The organism is Planococcus kocurii, from assembly GCF_001465835.2.
Lineage (GTDB): Bacteria > Bacillota > Bacilli > Bacillales_A > Planococcaceae > Planococcus > Planococcus kocurii.
The window spans coordinates 3194318-3216310 of sequence record NZ_CP013661.2 but is presented as its reverse complement, the minus strand read 5'-3'; the positions used below and the strand labels follow the sequence as shown (position 1 = coordinate 3216310).

At 38.4% G+C, this 21993-nt stretch carries 25 protein-coding genes and 1 pseudogene; 9 read left to right on the top strand and 17 right to left on the bottom strand.

The annotated features are described in order from the left end of the window. Positions 1-258 precede the first annotated feature (258 nt). A complete protein-coding gene (locus tag AUO94_RS15635) occupies positions 259-618 on the top strand; it encodes a hypothetical protein (RefSeq protein ID WP_058385105.1) in 360 nt (119 codons plus the stop codon). After that, entirely contained in the window at positions 619-966 is a 348-nt protein-coding gene (locus AUO94_RS15630; protein ID WP_058385104.1) for a type II toxin-antitoxin system RelE family toxin, read from the top strand. A 251-nt stretch (positions 967-1217) separates the two neighbouring features. Here the strand turns inward: AUO94_RS15630 and AUO94_RS15625 are convergent. From AUO94_RS15625 to AUO94_RS15595, 7 genes and pseudogenes are all read right to left on the bottom strand, one after another. After that, a pseudogene (locus AUO94_RS15625) lies at positions 1218-1382 on the bottom strand (thioredoxin reductase); the annotation flags it as partial. A gap of 16 nt (positions 1383-1398) precedes the next feature. Continuing rightward, positions 1399-2184: an ABC transporter ATP-binding protein gene (locus AUO94_RS15620; protein ID WP_058385102.1), complete on the bottom strand. Its 786-nt coding sequence runs from the start codon at positions 2182-2184 to the stop codon at positions 1399-1401. Positions 2185-2213: 29 nt separating this feature from the next. Beyond that, the gene (locus AUO94_RS15615; protein ID WP_058385101.1) at positions 2214-3248 is read right to left on the bottom strand and encodes a FecCD family ABC transporter permease; all 1035 of its coding nucleotides are present in this window, start codon (positions 3246-3248) and stop codon (positions 2214-2216) included. After that, positions 3241-4257: a FecCD family ABC transporter permease gene (locus AUO94_RS15610; RefSeq protein WP_058385100.1), complete on the bottom strand. Its 1017-nt coding sequence runs from the start codon at positions 4255-4257 to the stop codon at positions 3241-3243. The genes AUO94_RS15615 and AUO94_RS15610 overlap by 8 nt, the downstream gene beginning before the upstream one ends. A 66-nt stretch (positions 4258-4323) precedes the next feature. Then, the gene (locus AUO94_RS15605; RefSeq protein ID WP_269465413.1) at positions 4324-5154 is read right to left on the bottom strand and encodes an ABC transporter substrate-binding protein; all 831 of its coding nucleotides are present in this window, start codon (positions 5152-5154) and stop codon (positions 4324-4326) included. A 538-nt stretch (positions 5155-5692) separates the two neighbouring features. Beyond that, on the bottom strand, positions 5693-6385 hold the full coding sequence (locus AUO94_RS15600) for a DUF3169 family protein (RefSeq protein ID WP_058385099.1): 693 nt from the start codon (positions 6383-6385) through the stop codon (positions 5693-5695). Next, the gene (locus tag AUO94_RS15595; protein ID WP_058385098.1) at positions 6382-6588 is read right to left on the bottom strand and encodes a helix-turn-helix transcriptional regulator; all 207 of its coding nucleotides are present in this window, start codon (positions 6586-6588) and stop codon (positions 6382-6384) included. Before AUO94_RS15595 ends, AUO94_RS15600 begins: the two co-directional genes overlap by 4 nt. A gap of 428 nt (positions 6589-7016) precedes the next feature. Here AUO94_RS15595 and AUO94_RS15590 point away from each other — a divergent pair, with 428 nt between their 5' ends. Then, positions 7017-7415: a hypothetical protein gene (locus AUO94_RS15590; RefSeq protein ID WP_156423949.1), complete on the top strand. Its 399-nt coding sequence runs from the start codon at positions 7017-7019 to the stop codon at positions 7413-7415. Positions 7416-7871: 456 nt separating this feature from the next. Here the strand turns inward: AUO94_RS15590 and AUO94_RS15585 are convergent, their stop codons facing one another. Together AUO94_RS15585 and AUO94_RS15580 are read right to left on the bottom strand one after the other, a co-directional pair. Beyond that, positions 7872-8126, bottom strand: coding sequence for a hypothetical protein (locus AUO94_RS15585; protein ID WP_058385096.1), 255 nt, complete (start codon positions 8124-8126; stop codon positions 7872-7874). A 23-nt stretch (positions 8127-8149) separates the two neighbouring features. Beyond that, positions 8150-9043, bottom strand: a complete 894-nt coding sequence (locus AUO94_RS15580; RefSeq protein ID WP_058385095.1) for an acyl-ACP desaturase — start codon at positions 9041-9043, stop codon at positions 8150-8152. Between the two features lie 277 nt (positions 9044-9320). On the opposite strand from AUO94_RS15580, the gene AUO94_RS15575 reads away from it, so the two are divergent. From AUO94_RS15575 to AUO94_RS15565, 3 genes are all read left to right on the top strand, one after another. Continuing rightward, a complete protein-coding gene (locus AUO94_RS15575) occupies positions 9321-9899 on the top strand; it encodes a GNAT family N-acetyltransferase (protein ID WP_237150131.1) in 579 nt (192 codons plus the stop codon). Between the two features lie 154 nt (positions 9900-10053). Beyond that, the gene (locus tag AUO94_RS15570) at positions 10054-10710 is read left to right on the top strand and encodes a Type 1 glutamine amidotransferase-like domain-containing protein (protein ID WP_058385094.1); all 657 of its coding nucleotides are present in this window, start codon (positions 10054-10056) and stop codon (positions 10708-10710) included. Positions 10711-10933: 223 nt separating this feature from the next. Continuing rightward, positions 10934-11380: a GNAT family N-acetyltransferase gene (locus AUO94_RS15565; RefSeq protein WP_058385093.1), complete on the top strand. Its 447-nt coding sequence runs from the start codon at positions 10934-10936 to the stop codon at positions 11378-11380. A 620-nt stretch (positions 11381-12000) separates the two neighbouring features. Here AUO94_RS15565 and AUO94_RS15560 read toward each other — a convergent pair. The 5 genes from AUO94_RS15560 to AUO94_RS15540 form a co-directional block, all read right to left on the bottom strand. Then, entirely contained in the window at positions 12001-12282 is a 282-nt protein-coding gene (locus AUO94_RS15560; protein ID WP_058385092.1) for a phosphocarrier protein HPr, read from the bottom strand. A 129-nt stretch (positions 12283-12411) separates the two neighbouring features. Continuing rightward, entirely contained in the window at positions 12412-12714 is a 303-nt protein-coding gene (locus tag AUO94_RS15555; RefSeq protein WP_058385091.1) for a PTS sugar transporter subunit IIB, read from the bottom strand. Then, positions 12711-13049: a PTS lactose/cellobiose transporter subunit IIA gene (locus AUO94_RS15550; protein ID WP_058385090.1), complete on the bottom strand. Its 339-nt coding sequence runs from the start codon at positions 13047-13049 to the stop codon at positions 12711-12713. The genes AUO94_RS15555 and AUO94_RS15550 overlap by 4 nt, the downstream gene beginning before the upstream one ends. Before the next feature lie 2 nt (positions 13050-13051). Further along, complete coding sequence (locus AUO94_RS15545) at positions 13052-14341, bottom strand: PTS sugar transporter subunit IIC (protein ID WP_058385089.1); 1290 nt, start codon at positions 14339-14341, stop codon at positions 13052-13054. Then, the gene (locus tag AUO94_RS15540) at positions 14338-15654 is read right to left on the bottom strand and encodes a 6-phospho-beta-glucosidase (protein WP_058385088.1); all 1317 of its coding nucleotides are present in this window, start codon (positions 15652-15654) and stop codon (positions 14338-14340) included. Before AUO94_RS15540 ends, AUO94_RS15545 begins: the two co-directional genes overlap by 4 nt. 278 nt (positions 15655-15932) lie before the next feature. Between AUO94_RS15540 and AUO94_RS15535 the strand changes: the two genes are divergently transcribed. Next, positions 15933-16661, top strand: coding sequence for a GntR family transcriptional regulator (locus tag AUO94_RS15535; RefSeq protein WP_058385087.1), 729 nt, complete (start codon positions 15933-15935; stop codon positions 16659-16661). An 18-nt stretch (positions 16662-16679) separates the two neighbouring features. Then, complete coding sequence (gene chbG, locus AUO94_RS15530) at positions 16680-17381, top strand: chitin disaccharide deacetylase (RefSeq protein ID WP_058385086.1); 702 nt, start codon at positions 16680-16682, stop codon at positions 17379-17381. A gap of 588 nt (positions 17382-17969) precedes the next feature. Here the strand turns inward: chbG and AUO94_RS15525 are convergent. From AUO94_RS15525 to AUO94_RS15515, 3 genes are read right to left on the bottom strand one after another with little or no spacing between them, the layout of a single operon-like run. Beyond that, the gene (locus AUO94_RS15525; RefSeq protein WP_058385085.1) at positions 17970-18179 is read right to left on the bottom strand and encodes a hypothetical protein; all 210 of its coding nucleotides are present in this window, start codon (positions 18177-18179) and stop codon (positions 17970-17972) included. Further along, a complete protein-coding gene (locus tag AUO94_RS15520) occupies positions 18176-18925 on the bottom strand; it encodes an SDR family NAD(P)-dependent oxidoreductase (RefSeq protein WP_058385084.1) in 750 nt (249 codons plus the stop codon). Before AUO94_RS15520 ends, AUO94_RS15525 begins: the two co-directional genes overlap by 4 nt. Beyond that, positions 18925-20502: an amidohydrolase gene (locus AUO94_RS15515; protein WP_058385083.1), complete on the bottom strand. Its 1578-nt coding sequence runs from the start codon at positions 20500-20502 to the stop codon at positions 18925-18927. The genes AUO94_RS15520 and AUO94_RS15515 overlap by 1 nt, the downstream gene beginning before the upstream one ends. 169 nt (positions 20503-20671) lie before the next feature. On the opposite strand from AUO94_RS15515, the gene AUO94_RS15510 reads away from it, so the two are divergent. Next, entirely contained in the window at positions 20672-21988 is a 1317-nt protein-coding gene (locus AUO94_RS15510; protein ID WP_058385082.1) for a hemolysin family protein, read from the top strand. The last annotated feature ends 5 nt before the right edge of the window (positions 21989-21993 follow it).

The window sequence follows — 21993 nt, the reverse complement described above, 5'->3', positions numbered from 1 at the left end:
TCTTTTTGTTTATTTCCTCTATGGTTCGTGTTTGAAATGAAGGCAGTTTTAAAAATGTGAAAAATATCGACATTCCTCTATCTCCATAACTAATCGATATTAGTTATGGCGATTCCTAAAAATTTAAAAATAATAGATGTAAAAAAATAGAATTAAATAGTACGTACGAAAACACGTACGATACTACAGACTTTTTCTGTACTCGAATAATGTTCTATAGTATACTTTATTCAAATGAAATAATAGGAGTTGATCACGATGGGTATTCATATTCCAGAAAGACCTAAGTTCAGCGATGAACAAATCACAGCAGCTGGAGTTGCTTCTAAAACGTTCGGCAAAGTACGAGCTGCTGCAAAAAAATCACCCCAATATATTTTGGCCAACAACAAGCTCGACAGTGTTGTGTTAGATTACGCACACTACCTCAAAATGTATCAAGAGCTTGAAACGTACCGCGAATTATTTTATATGGACGAAATCGCCCGTCGTGCTGAATACGCTGATGCGCATCCCGAAGACTCTATCTCACTACGCGAAGCTGTAGGGGAAACTAGCTATGCTCAAATTATGTCTAGTGATCCCGATGAAGTTGCAGATGACGAGTTATTCGAATAAATGAGCCAAGATCGGTTTAAGATTCGGTTCGATAAGAAGGCTCAAAGGGAATACGATAAGCTAGATGGCAGCGTAAAAGGACATGTGAATAAGGGATTAGCAAAGCTACGAACACGGGCTGATACACTTGGAAAAGAACTTGAAAACAAGCGAAATATGAAATTGCATGGTTGTAAGGAATTGAAGTTTAAAGGCAGTGGCATTCGAGTTATTTATCGAATTACAGGTAGAACAGAGGACGAGTTAGAAATCGTCATGATTCTTGGTATAGGAGATCGAGACGAAGATACAGCATTTAAAGATGCTTCTAACCGACTTGCAGATTTCTTAAAAAACCTAGAAGACTAAATAATCTTAAGAAACCTCCAGTAAGGAGGTTTTTTTATTTGATCATACTTTCAACAGTAAGGCTTCATAGTAGAAAGTGTAGACATAATAATAGAGGAATAGTAAAGACAATCCTCTATTATTAGAAATAACTTCATAACACAAAAAGAATATAGATAAGGCACTTGAATAGTTAGTTGAACCTCTAACTGCTCAAGTGCCTTACTTCGTTTATTGTTATTTACAAAACCGTGCTAGTTAAAATTTCTTTCATCCCAAACTAATTTTTCGGGATAAATATTTAGTTTTCCTCCAAGCACTGAATGGTATTCGATTAATTTCACTTTCATCTCACGACACCCACTATAAAACGTAGAAAAAAGCCCCGCCGGTCCGCCACCAATGATACTCACGTCAAAAATCTCTTTAAGCTTCATCGAAAAACTCCTTTCTTTAAATTTTTCTACCCTTGCCATATGGAATGCATACAGGGGTCCCATATATGGGATCTTTCCCTATTTCACAGCGCATGGAAAATACATCGTTGACCATTTGAGGGGTGATCACTTCTTCTGGTTTGCCTTGTGAATAAACATTCTTATCGCAAATGGCTACAATGTGATGCGCATAACGGCACGCTAAATTTAAATCGTGAAGAACCATCACGATGGTTCTGTTTTCTTTTTCATTTAACTCAAACAGAAGATCTAAAATTTCGATTTGATGCGCTAAATCCAAATAGGTTGTTGGTTCATCTAATAAAATAACATCTGTTTTTTGAGCGAGTGTCATCGCAATCCAGGCACGCTGTCTTTGGCCACCTGATAACGAATCCACCGTTTTTTCTTGAAATTCTTTCATATCGGTTAGTTCTAACACACGATTGACGACAGACTCATCTTCCTCCGACCATTGCTTTAACCAGCTCTGATGAGGATACCTGCCCTGTTTAACTAGTTGTAAAACCGTTAGACCTTCTGGAGCTAACGGAGTTTGAGGAAGAATAGCCAGTTTCTTAGCTACTTCTTTTGTGGACTGTTTTTTTAACCCCATCCCATTTAGTAAAATCTCTCCAGTTTGTGGTTTGATAAGCCTTGCTAAAGATCGCAACAAGGTCGATTTCCCACAGCCATTGGCTCCAACAAAAACAGTGATTTCTCCTTTTGGGATGGTTAATTGTAAATCTTCAATGACTTTAGTTTGACCATAGCCTAAGGATAAAGAATGTGCTTCTAACATACGTATTTCCTCGTCCCCTTTCTATCGCATTATCCATTTCGATTTCGAAATAGGAGATAAATGAAAAATGGTGCGCCAATGGCAGCCGTAAATACGCCCGCCGGAAGATCTAAGGGTAAAAATGCAGTGCGCGCCACAAAATCAGCTAACACCACAATCATTCCGCCGATTAATGCCGATACCGGTATAAGTGCAGCAAACGAGCGACCAATCAGTAAACGCCCAATGTGTGGCGCGATTAAGCCAACAAATTCGATTCCTCCCGCGAAAGCTGCCGCTGTTCCCGCAAGAACAACACTAATCAGTAGCAACAAAAAACGCCTAGATTGAACTTTCACACCAAGCCCCGTCGCAATATCATCTCCCAATTCCTTGACACTTACAGAACGTGCCAGAAAAGCCGTTAACGGAATAAATAGGAGAACAAAAGGTAACATCGAATAGACATGTCCCCAATTCGAACCGTATAAACTGCCGGTCAACCAGAGATAGGCTTTGGTGGTTACAGCTGTATCGCTCAACACAATCATCATTAAGACAATCGCTTTCATCGCAGCCGCGATTCCGATACCGATTAATACAAGACGAATGGGTGTTACCCCGTTATTCCATGCCAGCAAATAGATGATTGAGGCGACGATCACTGCCCCTAAAATTGCAGCTACTGGCATAAATACTGCACTAACTGTTCCTAAGAAAACCACAATAAAAATAATTGCGCCCGCAGAAGCTCCAGCTGTGATGCCGATGATGTCTGGTGAGGCTAAAGGATTCCGTATAATTGCTTGCAAAATAGATCCTGCCACGCCTAAAGCTGCGCCGACCATAAAGGCAAGTAACACACGTGGCAATCTCAGTTCGTTCAGTATAAAGTCCGGTTCTACAATTCCCATTAAATTTTTAATGATGACCCATGGACTGATAAAACTACTTCCAACCGACAGACTCATCATCAATATCGCGATAGCTAATAAAGCGAGTGCTATTACAGTAGTAATGGTTTTTTTATCGACTTGAAAAGAAAAATTTTCTGATTTATTTTTAACCGTAATGTGTCTACCCACTCTTCACCACGCCTTTCCGAGCAATATAAATGAAAAACGGTGTGCCAATTAACGCTGTCATCACACCAATGGGCATTTCTTGTGGAGCAATAATAAATCGAGCAACCACATCTGCCAGTAACAGTAAGCTAGCCCCCATTAAAGCACTCAAAATAATCACCCAACGGTAATCAGGTCCAACGATTCCTTTGACTAAATGAGGAACAATCAAACCAATAAATCCAATTGAACCTGCTACGGCTACGGAGCCACCAGCTAATACAATAACGACTATACCAATGACCACTTTCAGTAAGGCCGTTCGTTGACCTAAGCTCTTCGCTACATCTTCTCCTGCAAGTAAGATGGTCACGGGTTTCCCTAAGAATAAAGCAATGATTAAGGCGATTAACATATAGGGTAAGACGGGAATAATCATATCTAAACTTCTTCCCGACACCGATCCTGCTAACCAAAATAAAATGCTCTGCAGTCGTTGTTCATCAACCACAAGCAAACCTTGCGTAAACGAAACAAAAAGGGCAGAAATGGCGGCTCCGGCTAAGACCAATCTAATAGGCGATAACCCGTCTTTTCCTAGTGAACCCAGAAAGTAGACAGAGACCCCCGCTACTCCTGCACCTAAAAAAGCAATCCACATATACGACTGCAGGGAATCTACAGAAAAAAAGGTCGCTGACAAGACGATAAAAAATAACGCTCCTGCATTAACGCCTAAGATATCTGGAGAGGCTAATGGGTTTCTCGTCATCGCCTGCATTAATGCACCTGCCACAGCTAAGTTAGCCCCTATAAAGGTTGCGATAATGGTTCTTGTCATTCTAGAAGTTGTGACAATAATGTGTTCGGTATTCGTTGCATCAAAGTAAAGAAGTGCTTCAATCGTCGTCCAAAATGGAATTGAATTTTGCCCTAATGAGAGACTCAAAACAAATGAAAAAATCATCACCATAATAGAAGCAAACAAAACAACTAATTTAAAAGGTTTATGAGCTGACAACTTCCTCATATTTATCCCTGCTTTCCATAGCCATTAAAGAAAGTAAGGGATGGGATTTCCCCACCCCTTACCGTTTTATTTTTCTAATCCGAATCGATCGTACATATCATCCAACATAAGATTCGCTGAAATGATCCCGCCACCAAGATTCCATACAATTTCGTCTACCTCATAAACTTGATTTGATTTGACAGCATCAAGATTTTCCCATAACGGATGGTTGGTCCACTCTTCGTATGTTTTAACCACCGCTGGATCGTTTTTATCCATGAAAATATAAAAAGCATCCGCATTCATTTCTATAATGCTTTCTTTGTCTGTTAATTTGATGATATCTGGACTGTCATCTTGCATATTTTTGGGTCCTTCAAATCCAAGTTCAGCTAAAATGGATCCTGCAAAACCAGTGTAGTAAATACGTGAATGGTCTGCTCTAAAATTTAACACCGCAACGTGCTCTGGAGCTTCATCACCCATCTTCACTTCTAGCTTTTCTTTAAAATCAATGACTCGGTTATCCCAATCCTCTATGACTTCTTGAGCTTCAGTTTCTTTATGTAAGGCTTGCCCCATCAGATTGACCGTATCTTTAAAGACAAATACGGTTTCATGGGCTATCGTTGGCGCAATGGCTGACAATTGTTCATACACTTCTTCGTGTCGAATTTTAGACGCAATAATTAAATCCGGCTTTAACTTAGCGATTTCTTCTAAGTTTGGCTGTGTTTCTTGTCCGACGATTGGAACTTCACCTAACTCTTCTGTTAAATAATTGTAAACGGGTTGTTCATCCCATGATTCCACAATGCCAACGGGCGTTACACCAAGGGCGACGGCTGCATCATTTGCGCCTTGATAAAGAGTCACCACTCGCTGGGGCGTTCCTTTAATTTCTGTAGTTCCCATCGCATGTGTGATTATTTGACTCTCCGCATCACTTGCCGACTCTGCTTCTGTATTAGACGATGCCGAGTTGCTACACCCTGCTATAACTAAAGATAAGGATATTAACGCTATACTTAAAAAAATTGTTCTCTTTTTACTCTGATTCGAATACAAATCTCTTCACTTCTTCCTTCTTTAATTAAGTTCTTATTGATAATGAAAATCATTATCAATAAGAACTTAATTTTTATTATAACGACTCTCTACTTGTATAGCTACCCTTTTTCAAAAATTTTCTATTTAACAATTATTTAGAGCGAGTAAAATATGTTATGCAAATGAATAAATAGAAAAAAAGAAGACCATTTCTTGTGGAATTAAGTCACCACAACTAATTCACAGAAAAAAGGCCTTCCCAGGGACTCAGTATACGGCAAACACCACAGAAAACTAACGTAAATGTGGCGTTTACCAATTACTAGAACCACTACGTGGCAAATAATGAACGACCAAAAAGCACGGATTTCTTATTCAGAAATCCGTGCTTTTGATTAAAGATTTATTTATTTCGTACATGGATTAGATACTGGATGTTGGTGACCGTTAAGATAATAACGATCGTAAAAATACTAAAAAGCTGTGAAGAATCTGAAGCAATCGAGTATAACAACAATAGGATCACCGCTCCGACTAAAAGAGAATTCATCGTATAATGAGTTTTGTATAACCCACCAAGCATGACATGTTTTTCTCCGTCATCAGAAACTTCTAGTAACTTTTTTGCATAATCTGTGTCATTGATTGAAGGAAGTTCACGCTCTGGATACATTTTTTGTACGAGACTAGAAAGTATGAAAGAGAGTGCAGCGCTGACAAACGTTAAAGCAATACCTGTCACAAGCATCCAAAAAGCTTGACCTGTTATAGCAGTCACACTTAAAGCTGCTAAACTGATCAACATGGCAACGTTGGAACAAAGACTGGCGTCTGAATACCTTCTGTACATACGTCCTTCTGCAGCATCTTCATCATCTCCGGTAAATTCTTGATTGGTAAGTGACAAAACGCTGAAATAGAAATATATCGTAAGCAAAGTTAGTAGTGCTGCGATTGCTAGAAGAGCAATATTGCCTATAAATGCATAGCCAGACAAATCGATGCGAAAATCGTCTTCAAGTAAAACTAGCATTCCGAAAAATCCAACCAATGCGCCAATAATCAGCTGACCACTTGTTTTCAACATTTTCTTCATCCTAACTCCTCCTCGTTGAATTGAAAAATCTCTTGAACCGGTTTATCAAAGACCCGCGCAATCTTCATTGCAATGAGCAACGAAGGCATAAACTCTTCGCGTTCGATCAAACTTACGGTTTGGCGTGAAATCTTTGCACGTTTCGCCAATTCTGTTTGATTTATACCTAAACTCGCCCTTAACTCCTTTAACTTTGTTTTCATGTCTTCACCTCTTTATAACTAAAGTGTAAACGATACGTTTCAAAATGACAAATATATTAGTCAAAAATGCGACTTTAATGTTAAAAATTCTTTTTGCAAGGAGGACTAGCTAAAACGAGAAATGTTCTCTATCAACTATATTATTGAAATAAGGTACAATCAAATTACCCGAGTATATGAAAGAATTATCTGATTTCCCTTAAATTAAATACAATTCTAAATGAGTTGTTTTTTATTTCCTGTTAAATGGGGACTGTCTTTATGGAAAGTCATTGTTAATGTTAATGCAAGGGCTTATCGGTGTGTTCGGTTAAATAATAATGTCATTAAGAGAACATAACCTTTAACAAAAGGACCATTTTGTAGAATATATTGGTAACTTCTTTACCCTTTATCCGTCTAACGATAAAAGGAGGGATTAGCTGAGAATGCGAATATTATTTTTAAGTTTGTCTGTTTTTATTTTATCAACAACTATTGGATGTTCTAATTCTTCAATTACACCAGAAACTTATACAACTCAAAATCCGGACGCAAAAGAGATTTTAACATTAGACCCTAAGGCTGATATATTTCAACTCGATGGTGTGATTTATCAGACTGGAATTGAGTGGGTTGAAGAACTGTCTTTAACCAAAGATAAACAGGTAGGAGAAATAAAAACAAGAAATGATACTGATACAAACTTTGAAGATGGTATGTCGAACAAGTTGCCTGTTGGTGCAAAAATTTATTCAGCTGAAGAATCGGATGAAGTTGCAGGGCCAATTTTACTCGTAGAATCAGAGGGGAAACTCCTTAAATACTACGGACTTGTGGAAGGTTAACCAATTTATCTATATCCATAATCGGATACGATTGTTGAGTAAACTTTTTAGAAAAGAATAGCCTTTGTTTTAGAATTGAGGCAAAGACTAACCTCATCATATAAATTCATATGAAGTAAATAAAACCAAATGAGATTCTTTGTTCAGAAATGAAAATAGTATCGACAATCCTCTGTTTTCTCTACGCCGATTGTAAAATTAAGCTAGACAACTGAAAAAGCCATCCTCCAAAGAAGATGACTTTCCTTTTTTCCGACGCCTATTTCCTCGGTTCCTCATATTTAAGGATGCAATTATTTATTCTTGCCGTGTGAATATCATTAGAACCTAGTTGGATTTTCTTTTCACCAATCCACATTTCATCTATTTCACTAAAGTGATGCGTCTTTACTACATTACGTACTTGTAATACTGTTTTAAGAGATTCAATTTAGGCTCATAAATAGAGCTGAGGAATTAATTTTCGATTTCAAGAATAGCCTCGATTTCTTCTTGGACCTCTCGATTCACCAAACGAGAACGTTTTTTTCTCAATTCAAGATCCATTTCTTGGTCAATAAAGTTATTCGTATGTTTATCAAAACAATTAAAACAAATAGAGTAAAAGTCTTTATTCTCTTTCTTTAAAAAATTAAATTCCCACGTTTCAAGTTCCAAATAACTTACTTGATCTTTCGTTTCTTTTCCACATATTTCGCAAGTTGTTTTCATGATAAAAACACCCTTTCATACAACTACCTTTTATTTTTTTCCTGACGCTCTTTGATTCTTTTTAAACGCCCATGATATTTCAATATATTCGCTTGTGATTGTTTGGCATCTTCGCTAGTAGGCTGCAAGTTGGCAATATCCCAATATTTAATAACGACATCTAATACTTGGTCAAAGTATTGGAGTGGTCCATAATTCGTATCTATGGCAATGGTTTTCATTCTATCCTTAAAGTCTGGCATAACGGCACCTGGCATAGAAAAATTAATAATTACTTTCTCAAAAAAAACAATGAAATTCGGATCAAGTTCAAGATGGGCTTTCACTGTGTCGCGATAGAATGCATAATGAAGTGCTTCGTCTTTCGCTACACGTCGAAGTAATGTTGCTAAATCTTTGTCGTAAAGACCCGCTACCTTAGCTACATTATTATAAAAAACGAGTGTAGCTAACTCTTGCAAAGTAGTATAGGCCATTGTTGCTAGAGGATTCGTGAAATCTGGAAACCAACCACTCTCAACTACTCGTTTTCTTAATTGATGCAATCTTACGGGATCAACATTTCGTGTCACCAATAAATACGTTTCCAGTAAGTTAGAGTGCTGGTCTTCTTCAGCCGTCCAAGTGCGTACGAAATCATTTATGACTTCCATTGAATTTTTAAATGTATAATCCAAATGCGAAGTATACCAAGGTAAATTTACTTCTGTAAGTAACGCTGTTTCTACCGCAATAACTACACCTTCTGGAAGAGTTACTTGACTCTCCTCCCAAGGAACTCGTTTAAAGGACATGGCCTTGTCCCATGGTATAAATTCGTGATAGCTCCAATCAATATTTGCAGAACGTTCCTTATGTAATTGATATAATTCTTTAAGGCGTGGTTCTAAGCGTATATCTAAATCTGAATTTAACATGATCTATTCTCCTTTAGGTGTTTTCCTAACTTTAAACCATTTGAATTTTTTTAACAATTATAATATACATTTAATTATAAATAATCCTCTGTTTTCTTATACTTAAGTGACATAAGTTTACAGCAACTAAAAAGCGAGCCACCTCAAAAGGGAAGTAGATTCCTTACAATCTACTCATCCGCTTTATATGGAGCAGCTGACATGATCCCCTTGTCCGGTTGCTAAACACTTGTTGCTACGCCCTTTCGCGCAGGAGTCATGCCGTAGTCGACATTAAATGAAGGAAGGACGTGTAAAAAGAATGGTCGATCTAGGTGATAAGCCACTACTAATCGGAGATAAAGTAATTCTTAGACCGTTTAAGAATGAGGATTTTTCGTTTATAGAGGAATGTTTAAAGGATCCAGAAGTATTAAAACTGACAGGAAGCCATTCGGATTTTGATCGGGAAGCGACTCTCCATTGGTACAAGACAAGAAATAGCCAAACGGATCGCTTAGATCTTGCGATTGTTGACTCATCCAAAGATGTCTTAGTAGGAGAAGTGGTGATCAATGCATACGATGAAGAAAACCATGGTATGAATTTCAGAATTCTCATTGGACCGAGGGGAAGAAATCAAGGTTTGGGAACAGAAGCAACTCAACTGATCATCGATTACGTATTTCAAAATACGACACTCACCCACCTAACTTTAAGTGTTTTTGACTTTAATCCAAGAGCCAAGCGTGTTTATGCAAAGGTTGGCTTTGTACTATCTGGCATTGATAAAAACGACCTGCAGTTCGAAGGCGACTGGATTGATTCGATTCATATGAAGTTAACAAGAGAGAATTGGCTCAACAGAAAAAAATGATTTTTGAATTAAAAGAATGGTGGTTTTACTAGTCAAGAACAGACGAATTACTCACTTATTTGGGTTTTCATAATTAAACACAAGTAATGAATAAACGTTTTAGAAAAGAAAATGTAAGATGGTTAATTACTTGTACGTTGATCTGGAGGTATTTATGAACACTCATTATTATTTAGGTTGGTTTACCGATTTTTTTCCTGAGCGTTTGAGTCAAATGTTACGAGATGATATAACGGAAAGAAAATCACTCGTTATGATTAGCTCGAATCCGTTAGACGCTCGAGTAGATGGTGCCATTGAACGCTCATGGCTTCACCATGCGGACATTTTATTTGATGACTACTATTTAATCGATTATTGTGTACAGAAAGATGCTGCCCAGACGCTCATTCAAAACGCTTCCGTCATTTTCTTGTTAGGTGGCGATACGCTTAAACAAAATGAATTTTTAATGGCCTACGGATTGTCGGAATGCATCCGAAAAAGTAATGCCATTGTGATTGGCGCAAGCGCTGGTGCGATTAATATGGCAGCTAACTGGTTATGCTCAAAAAACTTTGGCTATCCAGTTGAAGAAAACATCATTTATGACGGCATTGGTCTTGACGATTTTTCCGTTTTGTCTCACTTTGATCTTGAAAATAATATGGCTTTGATTTTAAACGACCTCTCTTCCCTTTCAGAAGAAATGAAGATTTATGCATCGAATAAGGATTGCGCACTACGTATAAAGGAAGGTAAAATCGATATTCTTGGCAGTGTCTATGTAATTTCCCGCTCAGAGATTCAAAAGTTAGAGGAAACATGCTAGTTCGTTCAAACAGCTATAATTACTCCACAAAAATAAACAATGTTTATTTACCAATACTACTTAGTACGCAGTGGACCAGCTAGTTTTTAATATATGTATCGACAATCCTTTATTTCCTGTACAGAAGTGAACTATTTATAGAAAGAAAGTACAAATTGGGCTATTGATGTTACGGCTTATCGGCATGTTGGGTTAAATAATTAGGTGAAGGAGAGCTTTAAGAATGACTAGTTGGAATATAAGAAAAGCAACTTTAACTGATGCTGATGAGCTTCAAAAATGCATGCATTCAGCTTATTTAAAGTATTCGGATAGGATAAACATTAACAATCTACCTCCAATGAATGTAGATTATAAGGATGAAATAGCTTTTTTTCCAGTTTGGGTTGTGGAGTTTAATAACCAACTAATCGCTGGATTGGTATTAGTATTGGAAGAAGATTATGCATCACTTGCTAATATTGCTATAGATCCTGGCTTTCAAGCTAAAGGTTTAGGGAAGTTTTTACTAAACTTTGCAGAACAGGAGATAAGAAATAGAGGATATTCAGAGATGAAATTGGCTACTCATGTTTTATTCACTGAAAATGTATTATTTTATCAAAAACGAGGGTGGGTTATTGTCGATCAAGATGAAACTAAGGTATATATGAAAAAATATTTGAAATGAGTTTTTCACAAACGGGTGCGATTGTTGAGTAACCATTTTGAAAGAAGCATTTGGTGATGCATCCCAAAAGTTGGAGTTTAAATCTAACTTTTGGGATGTTTTTATATGGCAAAATTTCTATAGAGTAACCGAAAATAAATGCTCGGTTACAAAGTACTATCGCCAATCCTCTGTTTTCTGTACTTAAATGGCATATTTTATGAACTCTTGCTGGAAAAGTAATAATCCAATACACTCGCCTCTCCCATTAAAACAGTCTTTGCAGAAAAGCTCGAGACGATGATTGTAAGAGGTACAGTCGATACTCAGTCATTCTATAATCTCTGTGCTGTCCTCTAGACACCTTAAAAATGTTGAAAGGAGGATTGGAGAAAAAAGAACTCCACTCTTCACAATAACATGGGCAATAAATTTCACACTTCGCTTCACTTACTTCATGCCTTCTTAAATACGTATTTTTGTGCCTAGAAGTGTGAAATTATTGCTTAAACTTGTCTAGTTCGTAGTTAAAAGTATCTCTACCGCTGTTAATATGTCTAACAACATACCTTTTTCTCTCGCTGTGACAGAGTTGTATTTTTATTTTTATCGTCATCCCCCCTACTATCCACATGTATTTTTTATTTGCGAACACTTATTTTGGCTAGTTTTTCGTTTAGCAATGTTTTTTCTAATTCATTTAATGCCTCTTGTTCGTCGCTGCCATCAGCTTTAATGTCGAACTCAGAACCAAATGCAATTCCTAAAGACATAACCCCTAGTATGGATTTTAAATTGACCGTTTTTTGGTTATAAACCAATTTGACATCTGCTTCAAACTTGTTTGCTACGTTTACTAAAATTGTTGCAGGACGCGCATGGATTCCCAATTCATCTGTAATTGTAAATTGTTGACTAACCATCTTCTTCAAACTCCTTCGCTATTTGTGTTTCCCAAATTTTTTCCGCAATATTTTCCATTTTTTCATAAGTATTAACTAAGCTACCAAAGCAAACGATAGCTTAGTATAGGTGAATACCGCTATAGTACCTTATCCCTTTAACTCAATCGCCTGGTCTAATACTTTGTCGCCTTGCATCATTCCATATGCCATCTGATTAATAATATCCACTTTGATTCCCAGTGGTTCTACTTGTTGTTTAATCTTTTTTTCAAGGTATCTAACTTGTGGACCAATCAAGACGACATCAATTTTTTCTAAATTATTTTTTAATTGTGATTCTGCGACTGCACTAATTTCTACGTTCATCTGTCTTTCTTCAGCCGCTTTTTTCATTTTGTTCACTAGCATAGAAGTAGACATTCCGGCAGAACATACCAAAATAATTTTCATTTTTTTGCCTCCTCAATCATTTGCATTTTTTCATACATATCGATCATTTCACTCGCTAAGTCTTTCACTGTTATTGCTGTCATCAAATGATCTTGGGCATGAACTAAAATCACAGAAATTAGGTTGACTTCTCCGTTCGCTTCTTCTTGCAAAAGCTTAGTTTGCTGCTGATGGGCTATAGTAAATTCCTCTTCGGCTTCTGCAATTTTTTTGCGAGATTCATCAAATTTATAGTTTTTTGCCAAAGCAATCGCTTCCATTGAACTAGACCGTGCGTTTCCAGCATGTAAAATGATCGTGAATGACAACATTTGGATTTCTTCTACTGTTTGCATCTTTATTCTCTCCCCGCTTGTTTTCTTAAAGCTCTTGCTCCTACTATAACAAATGGAATATACATCAATGTAGCGAGCACCAGATTAAATACTTGCAGTGCAACCCCTCGCCAACTCCCACCTGTCACTAAATAACCACTTAAAATGGGTGGTGTAGTCCACGGAATTATGGCAACAGTCTTTGGTACCAAGCCGCTAGACAGAGCTAGATAAGAAGTGACGGTTAAGGTTACAGGCACCATTATGAATGGGATTAACATAGCCGGATTAAGTACAATCGGTAAGCCAAAAATTACAGGTTCGTTGATATTGAATATTGCGGCTGGAGAAGAAAGTTTTCCAACTTCGCGATAAGGATGATTTTTTTCTTTTCTGATGACAATAAAAATCGCTGCGATTAACGCAATTGTTGTACCTGATCCCCCCATAAATACATACGAATCAAGAAATGGCTTAGTTACTGTATTTGGCACATCAAATGCGGAAACCCCACTTTTGAAGAGTTCTAAGTTTTCTTGAATCAAGGGCAAATACAGTGGTTCAATAATAGAGCCAATAATATTGGTTCCATGTAACCCGAAGAACCACAATAAGTGATTCAAAAAGGCAATAAAAATTGCGGCTGGCAGTGTATTTCCGAGTCCTTGTAGCGGTTGTTGAATCACGATAAAGATAAATTCAAATACACTTATCTCGGCAAAAATACTCATAAGGGCCTGGAAGCAACCCACTAAAATTAAGATAATGGTTGCTGGAATTAAAGCTTGGAATGAACGTGCAACCCCTTCAGGAACACCTTCTGGCATTTTAATGGTCCATCGTGATTTTACTAAAATTCGGAATAACTCTGTCAAACCAATTGAAAGAATCATTGCAACAAACAAACCTTGAGCTCCCAGCCAAGCAAAGTTCAATCCCCAATCTTCTGTTACTGGAACAAGCATAATGTAAGCTGCAGCAGATATTAAACCTGCAGACAAACCATCTATTTCATAGGACTTTGCTAGATTGTAAGCAATCGAAAAGGCAACTAAAAGTCCTAAAACTGCGAATGTTCCATTCCAAATACTCCCCCCGACCGCTTGCCAGTTTCCTTCACCTAATACGCCATTCATCCATTCTACAAAATTGAAAGAACCTAATGGCGGAAAGTTATTGATTAAAATAGCCAGTGATCCTACAATAATTAACGGCATGATAGAAACAAAACCATCACGAACTGCTACAAGGTGACGCTGTGCACCAATTCTACCCGCAATCTCAATAAACTTTTCGGTAACTTTACCATTCATCCTGTCTCCTCCTCGAATTGTGGTAAGTAATCTTTGTGTGCTTTTAACAGTTCGTCTAGCAAGATTTTACTGCCCTTTTCATCACTCACTAGAGGATTCATAATCATTGCATTATACGCATCATTGTAATTGCCAGAGAGACCGGCTTTAATAACAAGTTCTTCAAATGCCTTCATTTGGTAAACCACTCCTTTAATCACTGAAGGCAGTGGACCGACCGAAATGGGCTTTGCCCCATTTTTAGAAATGATGCAATTGGTTTCAATTACTGCGTCGTAAGGCAAATCCGGAATAGCACCATTGTTGAAGGTATTGACTGTTTGTACGTCTTTTTTGTTATTGTAAATGGAATTCATTAAGCTGCAAGCCACGTCGCTATAAAATGCACCTCCACGTTTTTCAAGTTCTTTCGGTTTATCATTTAAGTTTGGATTTTGATAAAGTTCAAATAATGATTTTTCTAGTTCTTGTACATTTTCTGCACGCGTTCCGTTTTCATTAAACGCTTTAATGTCCTTGGCTAATACTTCTTTTGTTTGGAAGTAATATTGGTGATAGGGATTAGGCAAAAGCTTTGTTGCATCGATAAATGTACTTGACCAGCCAAGATTCACGATATTCGCGGGAGAGTAATCCAAACCTTGTTTTAATTTGTTTAGCACTTCTTCTGTATAATCCAGCCCATTCACTGTCACTTTTTTTCCGAAAACAAAGTGATTTATTCCGATGAATTCAATTTCTACTTCCTCTGGCGAAACATCCAAAATCTCAGCTGTAGAATGGCGCATATTAAAAGGAATATTGCACACGCCGATAACTTTATCGTGCGCTGAATGCTTTAATAGCGTTTCTGTAATAATTCCTGCTGGATTTGTAAAATTGATCATCCACGCTTCAGGACAAATATGATGAATATCTTCTGCCATTTCCATCATGACCGGAATCGTTCTAAATGCTTTAAAAATTCCACCAGCTCCATTTGTTTCTTGTCCGATAAATCCATGATTTAATGGAATACGTTCGTCTTTCGCCCTTGCTTCTAATCCTCCGACTCGGATTTGTGTAGATACAAAATCAGCACCTATTAAGGCTTGTTTGCGATCCAGTGTCCATGTCAGGTTAATAGGCTTACCGGATTTCAAAATCATTCTTTTTGAAAGTTCTCCAACTACTTGTAGTTTGTCCTTTCCATTTTCTATGTCGACCAATACAATGTCCGTTACAGGCAATGAATCATGTCTTCGAATAATCCCTTCAATAATTTCAGGGGTATAACTTGAGCCACCGCCGATAACAACTATCTTCAAACTCATTTCACAAAACTCCTTTACCGTTAAGATGAATGCGCTCTCACTCTATTGTGCAAAACATACTAATAGAGCTGTAGATCTAGCTACATGTAGACCTTCTTAAGCCACGCCTAATTAGTCAATTTATTCTGTTAATAATAACTATTTTTCTCAAATGTAATGTATCATACATTTAAAAATTTGTATATAACAAAAATACATTTAACTTTAATGTGATAAAAGTTTGTTATTGTATCTTTAATCTTGTACACTTTAGACATGAATAATGAAGGAGCATTGCAATGGATAAAAATCAGGCACTTCATGCTTACATTAAAGAAGACTTACTTAATCAGATAAAATTAGGGACTTATAAAGTAGGTGACAGAATTCCAACCGAGTTAGAATTGTGTAAAGACTTTAATGTTAGTCGGACGACTGTTCGAACTGCACTAAAACAACTTACTATGGAAGGTTACCTCGTCAGAAAACAGGGCAACGGTACTTTTGTTGCAGAACAAAAAGTGAAACAGACACTTTCCCACACTGTTGAGCGCTATAGTGATCAAATAGCAGTTCAAGGTAAAAAAGCAGAAATATCGCTTGTCAGCATTCAAGTAATTCCTGCTACAGAATCATTAAAACAAGTTTTAAATGTATCTATCGACGATCCAATTCAGTGCATAGAAAGAATTAGAAAAGCAAATGGAGAGCCAACACAATTCGAAATTTCTTATATTCCATGGTCATTAGCACCTGGTATTACGCAACAACATGCAGAATCTTCTTTGTATGAAACACTAAAAAAGGTTTATCATTTACAAATTGCTAAGACCACTGAGCATGTAGAAATTATCTTTCCAGATGAGCGAGTTGCTCAGCATCTGCAGTATAAAGAAGGATTGCCTTGCTTTTATATTGAGACCGTAGCAGAGGATATAAATGGCAATGTATTTGAGTATTCACGTTCTTACTTTCGAGGAGACAAAACAAATTTTGTCATCAGTCGCAATTACTTGATGGACGAATAAGTATAGGGGGCTTTATTAGTGAGAGTGCTATTTAATGCAGATGACTTTGGATTAACTGAAGGTGTGACGGATGGAATCATCCAAGCTCACACCAATGGAGTTGTTCAATCCACTACACTTATGATGAATGGACTTGCAAAAGACTATGCTGTAGAAAAAGCGAAACAGTTTCCCTCTTTGCGTGTAGGAATCCACCTTGTGCTAACTTGGGGAGTGCCTTTAAGTAAAGAAGTACCGTCATTAATCAATGCGCAAGGCTTGTTTAAATATACAAGTTCTTTTGAGGAGATGGATCCTCCGCGTTTGGAAGACGTAGAAAAAGAATGGCGAACTCAACTAAATGCCTTTATCGCTACCGGCATTCCGCTCCATCACATAGATAGTCATCATCACGTCCATGGCTGGGAAGCATTAAAAAATGTCGTACTAACACTTGCTGAAGAATATTGCGTTCCTGTTCGGTATGTAGATTCTTTAAAAAAACATCCGACTGTTCTTTTATCAGAAGTTTTATGGCTGAATTTTTATGACAACGGGATTAGCGAAGACATTTTCAACAGCCTTCAGCAATTTAAAGGCAAAACAGTCGAAGTAATGACCCATCCCGCAATCGTAGACGATCCATTAAAAGCGATAAGTTCCTACCAAGAGAAAAGAGCAGAAGAACTTTCCATCTTGTGTGCATTAAAAATTCCAGAATGGGTGGAGCTTATGGAATGAGTATGCTTCTGTCTCTTTTCTTCTTTTCGCTTTTTCTACCGTTTTAGAATTCCTCATAGCTACTGAAAATAAGCCGTTTCAAATAGCAAATTCTGCTCGTTAAATTTGACTCCTCGGCTTTATTTGATGCAGTTTGTCTTTAAGCTGCTTCTGTAGAGGCTCTATGTCAAACTTAGGAAAATCCAAAGGCATGTATGTGGTTCATTTATTAAGTACGAAATACATTTGAAATGTTGGAAAGCCGCCTATTGAGCGGCTTTTTCTATTAATATTTTTGATGGCTACACCTCGCAATAAAAGCTCAAGAAAATTCTTATTAGTTTATTCCAATTATTTGGATATACTGTCCGAATACAATGAAATACTGTCCATTTCTCAACAAATACTGTCCAAATCTCACAGGATACTGTCCGCATCATATACTTTACTGTCCAAACGCCAAAACGCCTCAAAAAAAGGGCAATTCGCGTGAAGCGAATTGCCCTTTCAACCACTATTATCATACTTTTATTGCAACGATTGGCGTCATGGCACCAAGAACGTCAATTTCTATTTTTAATAATGGACTTAACCCAGCGAATCGCTGGATTAGTTTTTACGTTCGTTCATTTCTGAAACAGCGTCATTAAATTTGTCGAAGTCGAATTCGACGCTATTGGGTTTGTAGAAAAACAAGATCGATTCTTTTTCGCCTTGTGCAAGTAAGAACGTGACGACAGCCTTTGGACTTGTCATATCAATTCCTGCTTGGTTGGCATCCGTAAGTTTTGTCAAAATGTGTTCTGGTGTCCTGCTCACTCTAGTTGCCCCTCTCCGATTGCCGGCAAATTGCGAATGTCTAAAATGGTCGGCAACTTATTAAAATCTGGTCTTTGCGTCATGTCCATCAACATCGCTGCTGTTTCTTCTGGGCTGCTTAACAGGCCATTTTCTTTGTAATGAAGAAACTTTTCCAGTAAAGGAAAATCAGCCGCTTCGCTTTGGCGGATTTTTTCTTGCATGCCCGTATCAATGATTCCAGGTGCTACTGACACTACTTTTACATCGGCATTTTCTGCGTCCAAGCAAGAGCTAAAATGATCCAACCCTGCTTTTCCAGCACAATAAGCGCTCCATCCCTCATAAGCTTTGCGGCCCGCTCCTGAAGAAATATTAATGATTTTTTTGTGACTCGATCGGTCTTTCAGCTGTGCAATAAATGCACCACACAATAGCATCGGCGCCGTTAAATTAAGGACAATGCTTTGGCTAACTTGTGCTGTGTCATTTGTATGAGCAAATCCTATCGGTTCAATCGTCCCCGCGTTATTTACTAGCACAATGGTTTCCGTATCTTTCGAAATCCACTTTAATGCCTGCCCCATAATGTCTTCAATAGCATCTAGTTTTGTTAGGTCAAACGCCAGAAAGTTGTCATCTGGCCAGTTTTCTGGTTTAGTGCGCGCAATTCCAATGACTTGGTGACCTTGTTCATTAAGTTGTCGACTCCATTCAAAACCGATTCCTTTGGATGCGCCCGTAATAATATATGCTTCTTTTGCCATTATTTTTGTCCACCTTGTTGATACATAATTTCTCCTGCTACGACGGTCATTACGGTTTCAACTTCTAAAATCTGTTCTTCGTTACCCGCAAATAGATCTCGGTCAAATACCGTGAAATCGGCGTCAAATCCTTCACGAATAATCCCTCGTACGTTTTCCTTGCCAATCGTCGCGGCACTCCCGCTGGTGTACAACTGAACGGCTTCAAAGCGTGATAGTTTTTCTTCTGGCTGGTAACCTGCATGCGTTTCATAGGGCTTCCTACGTGTTACCGCAGCGTAAATCCCAAGACGCGGGTCTGCCTCTTCAATTGGTGCATCCGATCCCCCGGCACAAATCAAGCCGTGGTCCAATAGTTTTTTCCAAGCGTATGACCATTCTAAACGGCCTTCACCCAGCCGTTCCACTACCCAAGGAAAATCAGACGTCACGAAACTTGGCTGAAGATCTAACGCCACTTCGATTTGTTGCATGCGCGCTACTAAATCTTCACGGACTACCATCGCATGGATAAGACGGTCCCGTTTGTGTGCAGATACCGGATGTGCTTCAATGGCGTCTAACGCCATTTCAAGCCCAAGGTCTCCAATCACATGAATCGCTACAGCTTCTCCGTGTTTGCGTGCAACAGACACCAGCCGTTTTAATTCCTCATCTGATTGAATTGCCACACCGACAGTAGACGGATCATCATTATAGGGTTTGCTTAACAAAGCTGTGCGCCCACCAATCGACCCATCAGCAAAAATTTTCATTGGGCCGGGGTCAATAAACGGTTCAGCATAAGAAGCGTTTTCCATCATTTCCTCAAATGCACTGTGCGCTCTTAACAAATGTGCACGGAATTTCATATGGTCTCCAATCACATTTTTAAAAGCCTCGAGCGGTCGTGAATAATGACCGTAATAGCCCATGTCTTCTGTGTGGGCGCCCGTTAATCCGAGCGATAGTAAATGATCTACTGATTTTTGCAAAGCACGTGTTAAATAATTAACGCTGACTTCCGGGACTTGATTGGATACTAAATCCTGTGCTGCATCTAATAAGTAACCCGTCGGCTCTCCATCTGCATCCCGTACGATGAGTCCACCTTCTGGGTCTAGACTTTCCTTTGTAATTCCGGCAAGTGCTAATGCACTCGAGTTCGCCAAAATTGCATGACGGCAAACTCGTTTCAGCAGCATTGGTGACTTACTAATTTCATCAAGCTCATGGCGATGGAATATTTTACGGTCTGCAAAATTATTTTCATTCCAGCCTTCCCCGATAAACCAGTCGTCTTCTTTTAGTTCTTTCGTTGACTCAATTAATTGTTCACGCATTTCTTCTGAGCTTTCGATTTTTGACAAATCGACGCGCATCAATTTTTCACCGTGGCCGATCATGTGCATATGGCTATCAACTAATCCTGGATACATGCTCGCGCCTTCTAGATTAATTTCCTTATCAGCGAATGGTTTTAACTCTTCATAAGCCCCAATCTTCTCTATGCGATCGTCAGACACTAACACAGCTTCTGTTGTAGTGCCTTCTGCTTCCATTGTATAGATTGTTCCCCCATGCCATAACACGTTCATCTAATCACTCCTTTTCTCTCTCTTCATCATATGTTTATTCGCTGCTGCATTCAATACGTTTAGTCTGATTATTTATTGATTCGTCCGTAAAGCAAATGCTCTTTCTTTTATGTTATACTGTTTTTACTTATAGAAAGCAGAGGTGAACCCTCCAAGTCGGAGGGACGAATTGGACAGTATACTCATTCTCAATTTGGTTATGGTTGCGCTTTTAATCGGGCTGACCGCTTTATTTGTTGGATCGGAGTTTTCCATTATCCGTGTCAGGATGTCCCGCATCGATCAACTCGTTTCAGAAGGCCATAAAAATGCCATTCTAACGAAGAAAATCATTAGCAATTTGGATTATTATTTATCCGCTTGTCAATTAGGGATTACCGTAACGGCACTTGGCCTTGGTTGGCTTGGCGAACCGACTGTAGAAAGGCTCTTGCATCCGGTTTTTGAAAACTTTGGGATCGAAGAACCGACTGCATCTATTTTCTCCTTTATCATCGCATTTACGGTGATTACATTTCTTCATGTGGTAATTGGCGAACTGGCGCCTAAAACTCTAGCTATCCAATATGCGGAGAAAATGGCTTTTGTTTTTGCCAGACCCCTTTATCTGTTTGGCGTCATCTTAGCGCCTTTTATCTGGCTAATGAATGGCTCAGCCCGTCTGCTTTTACGTGCTTTTGGCATTGAACCCGCAGAACACGAGCAGGCCCATTCAGAAGAAGAACTGAAAATCATCATGACGAAAAGTTATCACAGTGGTGAAATCAATCAAACGGAATTGTCGTATATGCAGAATATTTTTTCTTTCGATGAACGGTTAGCAAAAGACATTATGCTACCCCGAACACAAATGGAGACCATTTCACTTGAAATGAGTCATAACGACTTGATGGAGATTGTGCGAGACCATCAGTATACGCGTTACCCTGTTACCGAAAAAGGGGATAAAGACGACATTCTCGGTTTTATCAACGTCAAGGAAATGCTGACCAATTACACGTACCTACAAGATTTAAATGACAGCATCGTCGTTCATGATATTCCCTTTGTCCATGACATGGCACCGATTCAAGACGTGTTATTGAAAATGCAGAAAGAACATGTCCATATGGCGATTGTTGTCGATGAATACGGCGGAACTGCCGGAGTGATCACGATGGAAGATATTTTAGAAGAAATTGTCGGGGAAATTCGGGATGAGTTTGACGAAGACGAACGCGACGAAATTAAAGCCGTCGACATCAATAATTATTTATTGAATGGCCGTGTGCTGTTGTCCGATTTAGAAGATCGTTTTGCGATAGAATTTGATGATAGCGAAGATGTTGATACCATTGGTGGTTGGATCCAGTTAAAAAACACCGATATTGGTGAAGGTGAATCGGTAGAAATGCCGAGTCACACCATCACAGTCCGTGAAATGGAAAATCATCAAATCATTCGTGTCTTGTTAACGCGCAATACCGAAATGTTGGAAACTGAATAAAAAAA

Excerpts from the sequence above, each read along its gene's own strand:
- AUO94_RS15600 (WP_058385099.1), bottom strand. The coding sequence starts at position 6,385 with ATGAAGAAAATGTTGAAAACAAGTGGTCAGCTGATTATTGGCGCATTG.
- AUO94_RS15540 (WP_058385088.1), bottom strand. The coding sequence starts at position 15,654 with ATGAGTTTGAAGATAGTTGTTATCGGCGGTGGCTCAAGTTATACCCCT.
- AUO94_RS15545 (WP_058385089.1), bottom strand. The coding sequence starts at position 14,341 with ATGAATGGTAAAGTTACCGAAAAGTTTATTGAGATTGCGGGTAGAATT.
- AUO94_RS15555 (WP_058385091.1), bottom strand. The coding sequence starts at position 12,714 with ATGAAAATTATTTTGGTATGTTCTGCCGGAATGTCTACTTCTATGCTA.
- AUO94_RS15560 (WP_058385092.1), bottom strand. The coding sequence starts at position 12,282 with ATGGTTAGTCAACAATTTACAATTACAGATGAATTGGGAATCCATGCG.
- AUO94_RS15515 (WP_058385083.1), bottom strand. The coding sequence starts at position 20,502 with ATGAACGTGTTATGGCATGGGGGAACAATCTATACAATGGAAGCAGAA.
- AUO94_RS15605 (WP_269465413.1), bottom strand. The coding sequence starts at position 5,154 with ATGGGAACTACAGAAATTAAAGGAACGCCCCAGCGAGTGGTGACTCTT.
- AUO94_RS15520 (WP_058385084.1), bottom strand. The coding sequence starts at position 18,925 with ATGGCAAAAGAAGCATATATTATTACGGGCGCATCCAAAGGAATCGGT.
- AUO94_RS15550 (WP_058385090.1), bottom strand. The coding sequence starts at position 13,049 with ATGCAAACAGTAGAAGAAATCCAAATGTTGTCATTCACGATCATTTTA.
- AUO94_RS15620 (WP_058385102.1), bottom strand. The coding sequence starts at position 2,184 with ATGTTAGAAGCACATTCTTTATCCTTAGGCTATGGTCAAACTAAAGTC.
- AUO94_RS15580 (WP_058385095.1), bottom strand. The coding sequence starts at position 9,043 with ATGTTAAATTCAGATTTAGATATACGCTTAGAACCACGCCTTAAAGAA.
- AUO94_RS15610 (WP_058385100.1), bottom strand. The coding sequence starts at position 4,257 with ATGAGGAAGTTGTCAGCTCATAAACCTTTTAAATTAGTTGTTTTGTTT.
- AUO94_RS15535 (WP_058385087.1), top strand. The coding sequence starts at position 15,933 with ATGGATAAAAATCAGGCACTTCATGCTTACATTAAAGAAGACTTACTT.
- AUO94_RS15570 (WP_058385094.1), top strand. The coding sequence starts at position 10,054 with ATGAACACTCATTATTATTTAGGTTGGTTTACCGATTTTTTTCCTGAG.
- AUO94_RS15575 (WP_237150131.1), top strand. The coding sequence starts at position 9,321 with ATGAAGGAAGGACGTGTAAAAAGAATGGTCGATCTAGGTGATAAGCCA.
- AUO94_RS15630 (WP_058385104.1), top strand. The coding sequence starts at position 619 with ATGAGCCAAGATCGGTTTAAGATTCGGTTCGATAAGAAGGCTCAAAGG.
- AUO94_RS15635 (WP_058385105.1), top strand. The coding sequence starts at position 259 with ATGGGTATTCATATTCCAGAAAGACCTAAGTTCAGCGATGAACAAATC.
- AUO94_RS15595 (WP_058385098.1), bottom strand. The coding sequence starts at position 6,588 with ATGAAAACAAAGTTAAAGGAGTTAAGGGCGAGTTTAGGTATAAATCAA.
- AUO94_RS15565 (WP_058385093.1), top strand. The coding sequence starts at position 10,934 with ATGACTAGTTGGAATATAAGAAAAGCAACTTTAACTGATGCTGATGAG.
- AUO94_RS15585 (WP_058385096.1), bottom strand. The coding sequence starts at position 8,126 with ATGAAAACAACTTGCGAAATATGTGGAAAAGAAACGAAAGATCAAGTA.
- AUO94_RS15590 (WP_156423949.1), top strand. The coding sequence starts at position 7,017 with ATGCGAATATTATTTTTAAGTTTGTCTGTTTTTATTTTATCAACAACT.